The organism is Halomonas citrativorans (genome assembly GCF_900163645.1).
In the GTDB taxonomy this organism is placed as follows: Bacteria; Pseudomonadota; Gammaproteobacteria; order Pseudomonadales; family Halomonadaceae; genus Vreelandella; species Vreelandella citrativorans.
The window spans coordinates 151567-165943 of record NZ_FUKM01000033.1; the positions used below are offsets into that span (position 1 = coordinate 151567).

17 protein-coding genes are annotated in these 14377 nt (G+C 52.9%); 7 read left to right on the top strand and 10 right to left on the bottom strand.

Annotation, left to right across the window (positions count from 1 at the left end; translation table 11 throughout):
* Positions 1-21: 21 nt before the first annotated feature.
* The 5 genes from CZ787_RS08260 to CZ787_RS08280 form a co-directional block, all read right to left on the bottom strand.
* Positions 22-993, bottom strand: a complete 972-nt coding sequence (locus CZ787_RS08260) for a Bug family tripartite tricarboxylate transporter substrate binding protein (RefSeq protein ID WP_087108051.1) — start codon at positions 991-993, stop codon at positions 22-24.
* Between the two features lie 77 nt (positions 994-1070).
* A complete protein-coding gene (locus tag CZ787_RS08265) occupies positions 1071-1772 on the bottom strand; it encodes an RraA family protein (RefSeq protein WP_217883858.1) in 702 nt (233 codons plus the stop codon).
* Entirely contained in the window at positions 1769-2740 is a 972-nt protein-coding gene (locus CZ787_RS08270) for a hydroxyacid dehydrogenase (RefSeq protein ID WP_087108053.1), read from the bottom strand. The genes CZ787_RS08265 and CZ787_RS08270 overlap by 4 nt, the downstream gene beginning before the upstream one ends.
* On the bottom strand, positions 2737-3573 hold the full coding sequence (locus CZ787_RS08275) for a citryl-CoA lyase (RefSeq protein ID WP_087108055.1): 837 nt from the start codon (positions 3571-3573) through the stop codon (positions 2737-2739). Before CZ787_RS08275 ends, CZ787_RS08270 begins: the two co-directional genes overlap by 4 nt.
* Complete coding sequence (locus CZ787_RS08280) at positions 3570-4787, bottom strand: CaiB/BaiF CoA transferase family protein (protein ID WP_087108057.1); 1218 nt, start codon at positions 4785-4787, stop codon at positions 3570-3572. The genes CZ787_RS08275 and CZ787_RS08280 overlap by 4 nt, the downstream gene beginning before the upstream one ends.
* 166 nt (positions 4788-4953) lie before the next feature.
* Here CZ787_RS08280 and CZ787_RS08285 point away from each other — a divergent pair, with 166 nt between their 5' ends.
* On the top strand, positions 4954-5637 hold the full coding sequence (locus CZ787_RS08285; protein ID WP_217883859.1) for an IclR family transcriptional regulator: 684 nt from the start codon (positions 4954-4956) through the stop codon (positions 5635-5637).
* A gap of 276 nt (positions 5638-5913) precedes the next feature.
* On the opposite strand, the gene CZ787_RS08295 is transcribed toward CZ787_RS08285, so the two are convergent.
* Positions 5914-6699 (bottom strand): AraC family transcriptional regulator, encoded by a 786-nt coding sequence (locus tag CZ787_RS08295; RefSeq protein ID WP_087108063.1) that lies wholly within the window; start codon positions 6697-6699, stop codon positions 5914-5916.
* Positions 6700-6806: 107 nt separating this feature from the next.
* Between CZ787_RS08295 and CZ787_RS08300 the strand changes: the two genes are divergently transcribed.
* The 5 genes from CZ787_RS08300 to CZ787_RS08315 all read left to right on the top strand — a co-directional run bounded on the left by CZ787_RS08300 (position 6807) and on the right by CZ787_RS08315 (position 10290).
* Complete coding sequence (locus tag CZ787_RS08300; protein ID WP_087108065.1) at positions 6807-7616, top strand: sulfite exporter TauE/SafE family protein; 810 nt, start codon at positions 6807-6809, stop codon at positions 7614-7616.
* A 270-nt stretch (positions 7617-7886) separates the two neighbouring features.
* Positions 7887-8363, top strand: coding sequence for a virulence RhuM family protein (locus CZ787_RS18940; RefSeq protein ID WP_217883860.1), 477 nt, complete (start codon positions 7887-7889; stop codon positions 8361-8363).
* Between the two features lie 206 nt (positions 8364-8569).
* Positions 8570-8782: a hypothetical protein gene (locus CZ787_RS18945; RefSeq protein ID WP_217883861.1), complete on the top strand. Its 213-nt coding sequence runs from the start codon at positions 8570-8572 to the stop codon at positions 8780-8782.
* Between the two features lie 212 nt (positions 8783-8994).
* On the top strand, positions 8995-9333 hold the full coding sequence (locus CZ787_RS08310) for a winged helix-turn-helix transcriptional regulator (RefSeq protein ID WP_087108067.1): 339 nt from the start codon (positions 8995-8997) through the stop codon (positions 9331-9333).
* 42 nt (positions 9334-9375) lie between these two features.
* Positions 9376-10290: a LysR family transcriptional regulator gene (locus CZ787_RS08315; RefSeq protein WP_087108407.1), complete on the top strand. Its 915-nt coding sequence runs from the start codon at positions 9376-9378 to the stop codon at positions 10288-10290.
* 123 nt (positions 10291-10413) lie between these two features.
* On the opposite strand, the gene CZ787_RS08320 is transcribed toward CZ787_RS08315, so the two are convergent.
* Positions 10414-10971 (bottom strand): NAD(P)H-dependent oxidoreductase, encoded by a 558-nt coding sequence (locus CZ787_RS08320; RefSeq protein ID WP_087108069.1) that lies wholly within the window; start codon positions 10969-10971, stop codon positions 10414-10416.
* Between the two features lie 286 nt (positions 10972-11257).
* On the opposite strand from CZ787_RS08320, the gene CZ787_RS08325 reads away from it, so the two are divergent.
* On the top strand, positions 11258-12112 hold the full coding sequence (locus CZ787_RS08325; protein ID WP_225733682.1) for an AraC family transcriptional regulator: 855 nt from the start codon (positions 11258-11260) through the stop codon (positions 12110-12112).
* A gap of 130 nt (positions 12113-12242) precedes the next feature.
* Here CZ787_RS08325 and CZ787_RS08330 read toward each other — a convergent pair whose 3' ends face one another.
* From CZ787_RS08330 to CZ787_RS08340, 3 genes are all read right to left on the bottom strand, one after another.
* Complete coding sequence (locus CZ787_RS08330; protein WP_087108073.1) at positions 12243-12998, bottom strand: SDR family NAD(P)-dependent oxidoreductase; 756 nt, start codon at positions 12996-12998, stop codon at positions 12243-12245.
* Between the two features lie 280 nt (positions 12999-13278).
* The gene (locus tag CZ787_RS08335; protein WP_087108075.1) at positions 13279-13647 is read right to left on the bottom strand and encodes a hypothetical protein; all 369 of its coding nucleotides are present in this window, start codon (positions 13645-13647) and stop codon (positions 13279-13281) included.
* A gap of 19 nt (positions 13648-13666) precedes the next feature.
* Positions 13667-14323 carry a TetR/AcrR family transcriptional regulator C-terminal domain-containing protein gene (locus CZ787_RS08340; protein ID WP_087108077.1) on the bottom strand — a complete coding sequence of 219 codons (657 nt, stop codon included), beginning with the start codon at positions 14321-14323 and terminating at the stop codon, positions 13667-13669.
* Between the last annotated feature and the right edge of the window lie 54 nt (positions 14324-14377).

A 14377-nucleotide genomic window follows, 5' to 3' on the forward strand; every position in this document is an offset into this window, starting at 1 on the left:
TCAATGCCCGGCCTTAAATGATCACTCCACTGTCGCGCCCGAGGCGCTTACTGCTTCAGCCCAGCGCTCATACTCGGCCTGCAGGTAAGCAGCAAATTCATCGGCGGAACCACCTTCCACCGTACTGCCCTCGTTCTCTATCGTTTCGATCAGGCGTTCATCCTGAAGCGCCTGATTGATAGCGGCGTTAAAGGTTGCGACTACATCGTCGGGAAGACCGGCGGGGCCGACCACTGCTTTCCAGTCGGAGGCTTTAAAACCTTCATAGCCTAACTCGGCTATCGAGGGAACGTCGGGTAGGGCTGCATTGCGCTCAAGCGAGGTAACCGCTAACGCTTTTAATGAGCCTGATCGGATATGCGACAATAAGCTGGGAAGGCTGGCAGTCACAAAGTCCACATGTCCGCCAATAGCGTCTGTTACCGCTTGGGCCGCACCGGGGTAGGGCACATGCATGAACTCTACGTCTGCTTGGTCGCTAAATACTTCCATTGACAAGTGACTCACCGTGCCAGAGCCGGGCGTACTCATGGAAACCTTGCCTGGGTTTTCTCTGGCGGCGGCGACTAAAGATTCAAAATCTTCGTAGGCCGAGTTCTGGTTAACGGCTAGCACCATGGGTTGAGAACTAACTAGCGCAATAGGCGTAAAATCATTTAATGAGTCGTAGGGAATGCTGGCGTACAGCGTTGGGTTAATCGCCATGTTAGACGTTTGCCCCATGCCCATAACTTGCCCATCATTTTTAGCACGCGCGAGTTGTGAAAGGCCGATGTTGCCTCCAGCTCCGCCGCGGTTCTCAATAACAAAGTTCCACCCTTGCTGCTCGGAGAGCTTCTCTGTCAGTACGCGTGAGGCAAAATCTGTACCTCCTCCAGCGGAGAAGGGCACAATAAAGTCGATCGATCCTTTGGGATAGGATTGGGCCATTCCTACGGTAGGAAGTATAAGCAATGCGGCGCAGGCGATAGATTTTAAAGCGTTGTTTTTCATAGCGTGTTCCTTATTATTGATGTTGTCGTACTGCTTGTTGTTGTGTGCTGAAGTAATGCTGGGTGTTGAAGTAATAGCTAAAGCGGACAGCCTTTCTTACGCAGGATGGAGTCAAAGCGCTCGCGGTCGACCTCGCCGGTCTCATTCTGCGCACGTATGCGCGCCTCTTTCTCTGCCTGGGCTTGGCACAGGCTTAAAAGTGCCTCGGCTTCACTAGCGGGAATAGCGATAACACCGTCGGCGTCTCCCAGAATCAAGTCGCCAGGCATCACTGTCATGCCGGCACAGGAAATGGGGATGTTTATTTGACCTGGGCCATCCTTGCTGGGGCCACGATGAACATGGCCACGGGCGTAAGCCGGTAAGGCGCCTTCGGCCCATTCAGCGACATCGCGTAGCGCGCCATCAATCACGAAGCCACCTAGTTGGCGAGCAATTGCTGTTGTGCGCATCAGCCCACCAATCACTGCGGTAGAGAGGTCGCCGCCCCCGTCGATAACGATAATGTCGCCTGGCTGGGCGCGCTGTATGGCGACATGCACCATGAGGTTGTCACCTGGGCGGGTACGTACCGTAATAGCTGTACCACACATGGTGAGCCCAAGGTCGTTGTGATAAGCGTGAAGGCCTACTGCCCCTGTATGGCGACCCATCACATCGCCTGCATGAGCGACCGGCACTTGTTTAAAGGCGGTCAGCAGCTTTTGCGTTAGGGTGGTTTGGCGCGGTTGGACAGCAAAGCCAGCAGGCCATGTTCCGCCATCAAGTGTCATGCTCATTGAGTTATCTCCAGCAAGTGTTCATTGACGATGCGTCCATGCGCAGGGGGGTGCCCAGACAGCAACGCCAAGGCATTTTCGGCAGCGGCACGGGCAGTCATTGCCAGCGCTGCATCGCTATTGCCGCCTACATGCGGAGTGAGTACCACTTGGGGTAAGCGCAGAAGAGGATGGTTTTCAGGCGGGGGCTCAATATTCAAGGTATCCAGCCCCGCGCCCTTCAGGTGGCCAGCCATGATGGCGTCGGCCAATGCATTCTCATCAATCAGCCCACCGCGTGCGGTGTTGATCACAATGGCGCCCGAGTGAAGCTTCGCGAGTGCTGCGGCATCAATCAGGTTCTGGGTAGAGGGCAATAGCGGGCAGTGCAGAGAGAGGACATCGCTACTGGTTAGCAGGTCGTCCAGATTAGCCGCCTTGGAAATACCTTCTGGCATGGTTTCAAGGGCGGGGTCATAAGCGATAACGCGCATACCAATGGCATTGGCCATTCGGGCTACATGACGGGCGATGGTGCCGCAACCCACCAGCCCCAGCACACGGCCTGAAAGTTGTAAGCCAGGGGTTTGTCTCGGCCATTCACCGGTACTAACACGTTGGCCCAGATCCGACACGTTACGCGCCACGGTGATCATCAGGCCAATGGCTAGCTCAGCGACCGACTGCGCATTGGTATCACCGACGACTGTCACAGGAATACCCAGCTCAGCCGCTGCTTGAATATCTACTGCGTCATGGCCTACGCCGTGGCGGGATATCGCGCGCAGCCCTTGGCACGATGCAATGGTTGCTTTATTCAGCGTGAGCGTGCGTGCGATGACGGCGTCGATAGGCTGGCTGGCCATTATTTCACCCAGGCTATCTTCCTCCCCTTTGGGGATGAATAGCAGACGGCAGCCTGCTTGTTCCAGCACTTCCCGGCCTTCGTCAGCCAAGCGAGGGGCCGTCACCAGAATCGTATAACTCATGGCTGGCCGCCTTCCTGCTCAACACTACGGGGAGCATGGCCGGTATAGGTCCAGGTTTCGGTACGGGGGAGTGGGCCTTTATTGCGCTCGGGTCGCTGCATCTGTTCCCAGGCATGGCTCATGATGCCTACCGAGCGAGATAGCACGAACAGGCCGCGGCATAGCGTTGGTGGAAATCCCAGTGCCGCATAAATAGCACCGGTTGCACCATCCACATTCATGGGAATTGCACGGCTGCGGCCTTGGGATATCTGGCGCTCAACTTCTTCTGCAATGTCGGCGAAATGAGTGTTGATGCTGTCGTCGGCTGTGGCGCGTAGAACCTCCATCAGTTTGGGGGCTCGTGGGTCTTTAGGATGGAAGCGATGCCCGAACCCTGGGATATAGCGCACGCCACTCTCTTTAAGCTTGGCAAGCTCGGTATGGGTGGCAGAGGTAATATCTTCACCAGCTTCACAGCGTGCCTGGATAGCGTTATATAGCGCCACGCACTGCTCGCCCGCACCGCCATGTACATCGCCTAGTACGTTGGCTGCAGAAGCCATGGCGTTGTTGATGCCTACACCGCAGGTGGATGCAATGCGCGCAATGGCAATAGACGGCGCTTGTGGGCCGTGGTCAATGGAACTCATCAGTACCGTGCTTAACAGAGACGCCTGGGCTGCACTGGGTAGATCGCCGCGTAGCATCAACCAGATCATTTCCGGAAAGCCAACCTTGCCAATCAGGTCCTCAATGGCGTAGCCGTGGTAGCGAATTATACCGGGGGACATTTCTATGATATCGGTAGACCACCAGTCTTCACCGGCGGTACGGCGGTTCTCTTCAATCATTTTTCCGTCTCTTTGGTTGTTATGTTTGGATGAGTGAAGGCGGCGCGTGCGGCAGCGTCATAGCCGAGCTCTGCAAGAATCGCATCAGTGTCCTGACCCAATGTGGGAGGCGGTGTTTTGGGTTCGGGATCGCCGCTGCCCAGGCGAAAACCTGAGCGCACTACTGAGAGGTTTGTCTGGCCGACGACGCCGGGGAACGTGCGCGTTAACTCACGCTCTTCGACCTGGGGGTGGCGAAGCGCCTGAGGAACGGTGAGCACTTCGCCTGCGGGTATGCCGCGGGCGTTCATTTGTGTTGCCCACTGCTCAGCGGAAGCGCTTTGCAAGGCGGCTTCCAACTCGATAGTTAAAGCGTTACGGTTGCGCTTGCGCTCTTCACGTAATTGAAATCGTGGATCGGATATCAAATCCACGCGCTCTATCAACTGGCACAGAATCTCGAACTGTTCCTGCTTATTGGCAGCGATGTTCAACAACCCATCACCAGTGCGGAAGGTGCCGGATGGGGCCGCCGTTGTATTTTGGTTTCCCATAGGAAGTGGCTCAATGCCACACGTCAGCCAGTTGGACACCACCCAGCCCATGGTGCCCATCATGGATTCAAGCATGGATACATCAATAAACTCGCCGTGCCCGGTTCTATGTCGGCCGACCAAGGCGCTGGAAATGGCGAAAGCTGCGGTCATACCACCGATGGTGTCGCAAACGGGGTAGCCAACGCGCAGTGGTGCAGACGTTTCATCGCCTGTCACGCTCATTACGCCGGAAAGACCTTGGATAATCTGATCGTAAGCAGGGTTCTTTGCCAGCGGGCCGGTTTGTCCAAACCCTGAAATAGCACAGTAGATCAGGCGTGGATTAAGCGCTTGAAGGCTCTCATGGCCAAGGCCAAGCCGGTCCATTACGCCAGGGCGAAAGTTTTCGACCAATACATCGGTGGTTTGTACCAGTTTGCGAAAAGCCTGCTTGCCTTGGTCGGATTTTAGATTGAGCTCAATGGAGCGCTTGCCCGCATTCTGGGCGAGAAATGAAACGCCCATTAACTGGGCATTCAGTTCGGGGTCAGCGCCTAATTGGCGGGCCAAGTCTCCACTTCCGGGTTGCTCAACTTTGATGACATCGGCACCCTGCTGCGCTAACTGATAGCAGCAGTAAGGACCAGCAAGAACGTTGGTCAGATCCAGTACCCGAATCCCTTTTAACAGTTCAGACATGGGGCTTGCCGAATGCTGTAATTTTGATAAGCGGCATAATGGTTCCTTTTTGTTCTGTCAGGCATAATGATGTTCTTTATGGCAGAACGATTTTTACATGTCAAACATGTTCTATTTTAAAAATGTTTGTTCTGTCAGGTAGAACTATATGCAGTGGAGGTGTAGCTTGGTCCAAAAGCAAAATCGAGTAGAAGCCGTTGAGCGTGCTTTAACGATCCTGGAAGCGTTTACAGATCAGGAGAGATCGCTGTCGCTCGTTACGTTAGCGGAGCGTACGGGGCTTTATAAAAGCACTATTCTTCGGCTGATAGGATCCTTGGAGCGCTTTGGATATATCGTTCGTGAAGGCGATGGCACGTATGCTTTGGGGCCCAGCCTATGGCGGTTAGGAAATCTATTCCGTCATACAGGAGATATGGGCGAGCTTATTCGTCCACAGTTGACTAAATTGGTAGGGCAAACTCAGGAAACGGCATCGTTCTTTATCCGCTTGGGTAACCAGCGCATGTGCCTTTATCGGCTGAACTCGCCAAAGCCTGCCCGGCACCATCTGGATGAAGGGGCATTGCTACCTATCGAACGGGGGGCGACAGGCCGCGTTCTTTTAGCGTTTAGTGGGGAAGAAGGCGCGTTCTACGATGATATCCGTACCAAAGGCTATGCCTTCTCGAAGGGCGAACGAGACCCGGATGTTGCTGCCATAGCGCTGCCGGTACTCGACCGGCATGGAGTAATGCGCGGCGCAATATCCGTTTCTGCATTAATCACCCGATTAACCGATGATAAAGTCGAATCAACAGTCGAGCTGCTCAAAGCGAGTTGTGACACCTTGCGTGAAACCATGCCTTAAAAAGTATTACCACAGAGACAGCAGGACTGTTGAACACTGGTCTAATTGTCTCGCGTATTTTAGCCCCCAAGCTGCTGTGCCCAATGAGAACCCCTTGCCTTAAATGGTGAAGGAGGAGGCTGCTCTTGCGGGCTTCTTGATAGGTGCTGCCTTGGGACCAGGCGCGGGCGGCGGTCATGCCGGAAAAACGCAGAGTTACCGCGCCTTCCATTACTTCAAAGTCGCCGTAAAAGGCGACCAGCAAGAAGTCGAACAACTGATCAGTAGGCGTGCCAGCTACTCTTCCAACTGACGATTCGCCGCCCTAACAAAAGCGGTGGGAGTTTGGCCAAGCACCTTACGAAACATACTGGAGAAAGCGGCTGGGCTGTCGTAGCCGAGTTCCAGCGCGGTGCGAGTAACGGAACTACCGGACAGCAGCCTGGGAAGGGCGGCCATCAGGCAGGCCTGTTGACGCCATACGGCAAAGGACATGCCGGTCTGCTGACGGAATAGGCGATTGAAGGTGCGCTGGCTGCGATGCATCTGCCGGGCCCAGTCCTCGGGAGGGCTGTGTATATGTGGCTGGCCGAGAAACGCTCGGCACAGGTTGGCTAGTTGAGGGTCATGGGGCAGGGGCGCAAACAGCGGCAGGGCCTGAGCCTGTTGCAGCTCGTATAGGAGTAGTTGCGCCAGGGCGCCGTCGCGGCCATTTTCATCATAGAGCGCGGGTAGATGGGCGGAAGCCAGCAGCAGGTGATGCAACAGGGGCGTCACGACCAGCACCTCACAACTGCAAGTCGTGCGTGGCGAGACACGGGGCTCGATATACAGGCTTCGGGTGCTCACCCCGTTCATACGTACTTGGTGGCGCTTGCCCGCAGGCAGCCAGACTCCGCTATAGGGCGGCACCATCCAGGTGCCGTCATCCGTATTGACTTCCATCACGCCTGTCATGCCATAGAGAAACTGGGCGCGGCGATGGGCATGAAAGTCAAGAAGCGTACCGGGGCTGTAATCAGTGCCGATGGCCACCATGGGCCGTGCCACGTGATCCACGTCGGATAAAAGAGTATTGAGCATAATCGTTATTCTGGCCGAAATGCGATGATTGTTGTCCAAAAATCGAAGGTCAGCCAGTTCTAGTCGGCATATTCTCCCTGCTGTTGAATTTCATCAGGAGAGTGGCGGTGTATAGCGTATTACTTCTTTGTGGCGGTTTGGCGGGCGTCACCACCGTGTTGTTCGGCTTCGGTGGTGGGTTTGTAGTGGTTCCCTTGCTGTATACCTTACTGATTGCCGTCCATGGGCCAGATAGCGCGGCGGGTATGGCAGCCATGCATATCGCGGTGGCGACCTCGACGGCGCTGATGATCTTCGCGGCTTCAATGGCAACATGGCGTCATCATCGGCGACAGACCGTGCAGTGGCATCTAGTGCGTCCGTTAGTCGGCTATATCGCCATGGGGGCGGTGCTCGGCGCGGCAGTGGCAGTATCGTTAAGTGGCGAATGGGTGCGCTGGGCGTTTATCGGCTATCTGGGTATTACGATTGCGGATGCTATTCTGCGGCCCGGTTTTCTGCGTCAGTCAGGGAGTGATGTGCGCCCTATGGGGCGTGGGGTAACGGCAATGGTGGGTACACTGATTGGTGCGGTGGCTGCTTTGCTGGGCGTGGGTGGCAGTGTAATGACCGTACCGCTTATGCGGCGAAGAGGCGCGAGCATGACGGCGGCCACCGCCATGGCCAATCCGTTGTCGTTGCCCATGGCAGTGAGTGGCACCGCGACATATGTGTTGCTGTCGGCAAATCACTCAGCGTTAGGAAACTGGTATGCCGGTTATGTGGATCTGCGTGCCTTGCTGGTACTTGCGGTAGGCTCATGGCTCGGTATCCGCCTGGCGTCAGTCTGGATCGGGCGCATCCCTGACCGTATTCATGCCAAGGTGTACCTGCTATTGCTGACAATGGTGCTGGTGGTGATGGTTTTTATGCATTGAATTGAGCCAGGCTCCCACGATTGCTACTGCCAAATCGTTTTTAGTCGGGGCAGGTGTTAGGTGCTTACTGTTACGGTGCAGAGATCATGTGGCTTATTCTGTATGAATAAACAGTTGCTGTATTAAGGTTTACTTAACCTCTTATAGCAGGTGCGCTTGAGTATTTGCTTTGGTGTGTAAAGGTGAATATTGCTGCATTGAGTGATGCTTGCTTGGCAAGTGCATGTTTTGGAGGTGCGTGGCGCTTGATGTAAACCTGGGGCAACACTTATGAATGATCAGCAAATACAGATATTCACCAGTGAAGATGGGCAAGCACACCTTGAGGTGACGCTGGAGCAAGAGACTGTTTGGCTAAGCCAAGCGCAGATGGCTGAGCTGTTTAACACCAAGCGCCCTGCAATCACCAAACACTTAAGTAATATCTATAAGAGTAAAGAGCTGGATGAAAACAGCACATGTTCCATTCTGGAACATATGGCTGAGCATGGGCAGCGATACCGCACCAAATACTACAACCTTGATGCCATTATTTCTGTTGGTTATCGGGTTAGCTCGAAGCGTGCCACTCATTTCCGCAAGTGGGCAACTCAAGTATTAAAAGACCATTTGGTGCATGGCTACACTCTGAACCAGCAACGCTTAACCGAGCGAGGAATAGAGTTCGAGCAGGCGGTAAGTTTGCTCAGCCGCACCTTAACCAATCAAGGTTTGGTCTCAACAGAAGTCGAAGCCGTCGCCCGGTGATCAGCGATTACGCGCGCTCTTGGAGCTTGTTGCAAAGCTACGATGAACAGCAATTAGCTGAATTAAATATCAAGCAATCTGATATGCAGTCGCTGGGATTGGAAGAAGCCTTGAAAGCCTAAAGCACACCTTAATCACCAAAGGTGAGGCAACCGAGCTGTTTGGGCAGGTGCGAGGCGATGGTTTGACATCGGCTTTGGCTACTATTGGCCGACGGTAACAAGCGCTGTGGATCGTTTCTGTTTTTATGGTACCTGCGCCGCAACGCGGCCCTATTGGCCCGGCCCGTCGAGCAGTTGATCAACGACAACACTCTGGTGGCGCTGGCGCTGGCGCTATTAGTCGCGGAGAGCCTACCCGGTCAAAAAACGCTGATGATTCGACTGATCGAGCATTTTATACTGTTGAAAGAAAGCTGATTATCTGTGTCACCTCAAATCACGAGCGCTGCCTTGGGCTTCATAGTAAGCTGCTTTCATCAGGGTGCACCATCCATCTTTTCAGGTAAAAGTGCGCAGCAAAGCGCTAGCCACTGCGGAAAAGATATTCTAGGTACTAGGGGATAATTGAAAAGTAGGCACTGTTTTGATATGTAGGGATATATTTTATACTAATGGCGAGAGTGTAACGGGTGAAGAACGAAGGTCATGAGTACCGATGCACTGTTGAAGCGACCGTTGCGGTTGCTGGCGGCAAATGGAAACCGCTGATCATTTACTATCTACTCAGCGGAACCAAAAGATTTGGAGAGCTTCGCAAGCTTATCGGTGGCATCACGCAGCGGTCGTTGACATTGCAACTTCGAGAGCTTGAATCGCACGGTATTATCTCTCGAGAAGTGTTTGCCGAAGTTCCACCACGCGTCGAATACTCGCTGACCGAGCTTGGGTTTACTCTTTCCCCTGTGCTCAACGCCATGAAAGAGTGGGGAGATAGTTATCTCTCTTGGCAGCAAGATAAAGAGCAATAATATTGATGAAACTAGCTGGCTCTTTTGGAACTGGTAAATGATATGGCCAACCTGCGCGCTTTGGACCTCAATCTTCTGGTTATCTTGCATGCTCTGTTAGAGGAGCAACACGTAACACGAGCAGCACGTCGTCTCGCGCTTTCGCAACCTGCCACTAGTAACGCACTAGACAGGTGCCGACATGTTTTTGATGATCCTTTATTGGAGCATATTGCAGGTGAAATGCGATTAACGGCGAAAGCCCAGTCGCTAAAAGAACCGTTGTCCCAAGCACTGCTTGCCATATCGGCTGTCGTAGAGACACCGCAAGCTAAATTGACGCAAGTTCGCCAAACGGTCCGCTTGATAATGGCAGATCAACCAGGCCTTACGGTTATGACCCACCTTTTAACCAGGTTAAGTACCAGCGCTCCAAAAGTGAATTTAGTGCTATTGCCATGGCGCAGCAGCAAGGATGCTCTGCATCGTCTGGAAAATGGTGAGGCTGATATTGCGATATCAACATTTTCTGCGCTGCCTCCAAAATTCCATCGTCAGGAAATTGGGTATGAGGGCTATGTTGTGGCCATGCGGGCCTCGCATCCTGCCGTTCAGAAATTTAACGTGGATGAGTGGCTGGCCTGGCCACATATCGTTGTTTCCGGTGAAGGGGATATACGCGGGTCTCTGGAAGGAGTGTTAGCCCAACAAGGAAAAGCTCGTCATGTCGGTGCTGTTGTACCGAATTTCACCATGATCGAGCCCTTGCTTAGAGCAACGGATATGATTGCTACCACACCTATAAATTGTCTTTCTGACACCCAAGCCCTAGCGATTTTCGAGCCGCCCATCCCGGTGCCAGGCTTCAGTCTACATTTAGCTTGGCATGCGCGAAGAGATGGCGATTTGGTCGTACAACATGTGACCGAAACGCTGCGATGCCTCTTTCAAACAGAAGGCATCGCAGCAGCGATATAATGCACCGCCAGCGATAAGAAATTGTCCTAAAACACCACATGGAAAGACCCCAGCTAGTAGGGGATACCAGCGAGGAATCTTTTGCGAGGAATTGGTAACATGACTATTTAACTCACTCATCACTCAAACCTCCTGTGGCTCGGGTGATGCAATCCAGGATTTTAATACCTCTGCATAACGGGCCCCTTCGGTCTTGAGCTCGTCCAGAGACAGCTGATTGGCACGGTAGACGATAAAAGGGTTGCTCCAGGTCAGCTCACAACGGTGGGCTGTCGCGCGAATCGGGGCAAGTAGCTCAAGCATGGTGAACATATTACGCCCGCCCTTGCTATAAGCGTCGGGCGTATTGCCTGCGGTCACCGAGACCATTATGGGCATGCCTCGTAGCCTGCGCCCCTCCGACTCGTAGTTAATGTAGAACAGTCGCGTTAGCACGGCATCTAGCCATGCTTTCAATATCGGCGGGGTAGCGTACCACTGCATAGGGTACTGCAGGACGACCCGGTCCACGGCCAACAAACGATGCACCTCGGCACCGGTGTCAATCTCGCCATTGGGGTAAGCTCGCTGTACGTCGAAGATTTCGACATCATCGATTTGGGAGGCGGCAGTGGAAAGGGCTGCGTTGGCATGCGAGCTCGCAATATCAGGATGGAAAAGTAGTACAAGTGTTTTCGACATGGGAATACTCCGGTTGGGATTACCCCGCTAGCTTTATCCTGTGCGCATTATTTGTCTAATGGATAGTTGGTATGGCTATCTATTGATTTGGTGAATGGCTGGTGTGAGTAATAATGTTTGTCTCAATTAGCCTAGGAAAATGCCGGATTTAATATTATTTTAGGCGACAGCCTGTGATCATCGGTTCACTGACTTTGCTAATCCTATAAGCCGGTTGGTCCTGATTATCGACTCCAACTACTATCGGTTCATGAATACAAACCTTATAGATATAGTGCGTCGATATTTGGATGCACATGCAGATACTGTGGGCCTCGCGCAAACACCGGTTTCCGGATTGACGATTATTCGCTCGACCAAACCAAGCGATCTGCAACATGCCATTCCCAACCCGCTTATCTGCTTGATATTGCAAGGCACGAAGCTCGTCACGTTGGGAAAGGAGACCTACAATTTCGAGGCAGGAAACTCGCTGTTGATCACGGCCGATGTCCCAACGGTCAGCCAGATTACGCACGCCAGTACCGATAAGCCCTATATGGCACTTGTGCTGGATCTCGATCCGGTGGTAATTAGCGATTTGGTACTGGATATGAAAATGGTACCGAGGGTGAACGGAGCCGCCGTACGTTACGATGCGACTGATACGGATGTGCAGGATACGGCACTGCGTTTGATGAAACTTCTGGATCGCCCTGAGTCTCTGCCGGTGCTACATAGCCAACTGGTGCGAGAGATGCACTATTGGCTGTTGTCTGGCCGCCATGGAGAAGCCATTCGGCGCCTCGGAGCCCCAGAAAGTCGTGAGCAGCGAATCTCCCGTTCAGTTGCTATTCTTCGCGCCGATTTCAGGAAGACACTACCGGTGGAACAGCTTGCCGCTGAAGCGGGGATGGGCGTCTCGTCTTTTTATCAGCACTTCCGTGCTGTGACGTTGCTCTCGCCATTGCAGTTCCAGAAACAACTTCGACTTATTGAGGCCCGCCGACTTATGGTGTCGAGAGGTCTGTCTGCAAGCAGTGCAGCCTTTGACGTGGGTTACGAGAGCGTTTCTCAATTTTCAAGGGAGTATCGACGCCTGTTTGGCTTGTCACCAAGCCGGGATAAGGAATCCGCTAAGAAAGTGCTTCATACCAAATAAAATTAACAGTTCGGCCGTTGCTCACAGAGAAAAATTTACGATTTTTCAGTCCGGACACTAACATAAAAAGCCTGCCGTAAAGGCAGGCTGTTGGTTAGCTACATGCATGTACCTAGCGAAACTATTCTGATCAGATACCTTGCCCGCCGGATACTTCAATCCGTTGCCCGTTCACCCAGCGATTGTCGTCGGATAGTAGGCTAGCAATCATAGGCCCGATATCATCGGGTACTCCGACGCGGCCAAGTGCAGTCATATCAGCGAACACTTTGTTAAGGTCCGGGGTATCCCTTACGGCGCCCCCTAGAAAGTCGGTTTCGATAGCGCCGGGCGCAACGGTATTTACCGCTATTCCTCGTTCACCAAATTCCTTCGCCATATATCGGGAGAGTACTTCCACAGCCCCTTTGACTGCCGAATAAGCAGAGAAGCCCGGGAATGTACTTGTGGTCAGACCGGAAGACAGGTTTACGATTCGTCCACCGTTAGCCATTAGTGGCAGTAAAGATTGTGTGAGGAAAAATACCCCTTTGAAATGTACATCAACCAATCGGTCAAACTGTTCCGGGGTGGTTTCGGTAATAGGAGCCATATCTCCATGGCCGGCATTGTTCACTAAATGATCGAACGTCTCGCGTTGCCATATGTCATTCAGCACTTTTCGTAGCTGATCGACAAGCTGCGGGAAACTGGCGATATCTACTGTATCTAATTGCAGAGCAATGGCCCTACGGCCTAGCCCCTCAATTTCCTGAACCACTGCCTCGGCGTTTTCTCGGCCGCTATGGTAGGTCAGGATTACATCGCTGCCTTTGTGGGCAATGCTGAGCGCAGTATTTCGGCCGAGGCCTCGGCTCCCACCTGTAACGATAGCGATACTCGACATGCTTCACCTCCACTATGTATTTGTGTAACACCTCGCAATTATTGCGAATATGGTGAAAGAGTACGCAGCCGGAACCTCGAAGAATTTTGCCTATTTCTCCAAATTCGCTAGCATTATTAAAATCAGGATAGTGAAGCCCTTTAGTATTCTGAATGAGCATACGTTGCAGACAGGAAGATGCGGTGCATGAAACTGGAAGTTGGAACTCGCCCTGTATCGAGTCGAAAGGCCGGTCAGCTAGTAATACTTGTTTTTGTGGTGAATATCCGGATGGGCTAAGTCATCGCGCCTCTAGTAAATTATTAATTTCACTCTCAATTGAATCCTCTACTGCGGCTCGTACTGGATAGCCGAATGCCTTGCCCAGAGGTGCCAAGGCGACACGCAGAGATAGCGCTACGGCTGGGCTTTTGACGATGACGATGTTACCCGCACACACACGCTTGAGGTGTTCCCGGTTGCGCTTGAGCCATAGGGAAAAGCGCTTTCTTTCTTCCTTATCGACTTCCTGATCCCGGTTCGGCACCTCGCGTGTCAATAGGACGAACTGTTCGCTTTGGTGCAGCAAACTATCCAATTGTGATTCCCAATTGGAGGATCCAATAGAAGATATCCAAACGCGTGGAAAGTGGCTGGTGTCGATATGCATATAACAATCCTCTGAATGATTACAGCCGATGATGAGGAGAGGTGATTCGTTGCTTAATTCCTGCGATGAGTAAATCCAAGCCCGTTGCAAAACGATTGTCGAAATCTTCTGAAAAGATCGCCTCGCGTGCGGCCCAGCTATGTGGATATTTCTCTCGCGCTGAGTCGAGAAAAGTCTGCTTGCGTGCAGCCAGGTCCAGATTGCTCTCGGGACCCAGTGCTTGCTCCTCCATCACGAGGCCCAAGACATAGTAGGTCACCGTGAAACTGGAGGTGGCGGCTAGCTCTGCATTTGCACCTGCTTGTATAAAAGCTGAGATCATGGCTTCGCCAGTGCGCAACACGTTGTCGGTAACGACATAGGTGCCAGCAAACACTCTTGCGCCATCGCGGTGTCGTAACAGCGCTAGCCGAAGTTCTACGGCGACTTGGTGAACACGGTCCTCCCATGGCTGTGCTTCAGGTAGATCCTTTGCAACAGCGTCAACCAAGGCGTCGGCCATACCGTCGATAAGTGACTGCTTATTTTCGAAATGCCAATACAGCGAAGGTGCCTGTATCTGAAGCGCTTGTGCCAGCTTGCGCATCGTCAGTCCTTCAATCCCATATCGGTCAAGTAGTGACAGTGCGGTCTCGATGACCCTGGATCGCTCGATTCGAGGTGCTTTTGTCGCCATGTTCTTTCTCTCATGTTCTTGCTCTGCAGAGGTTGACATCTAACACTGTTAGTC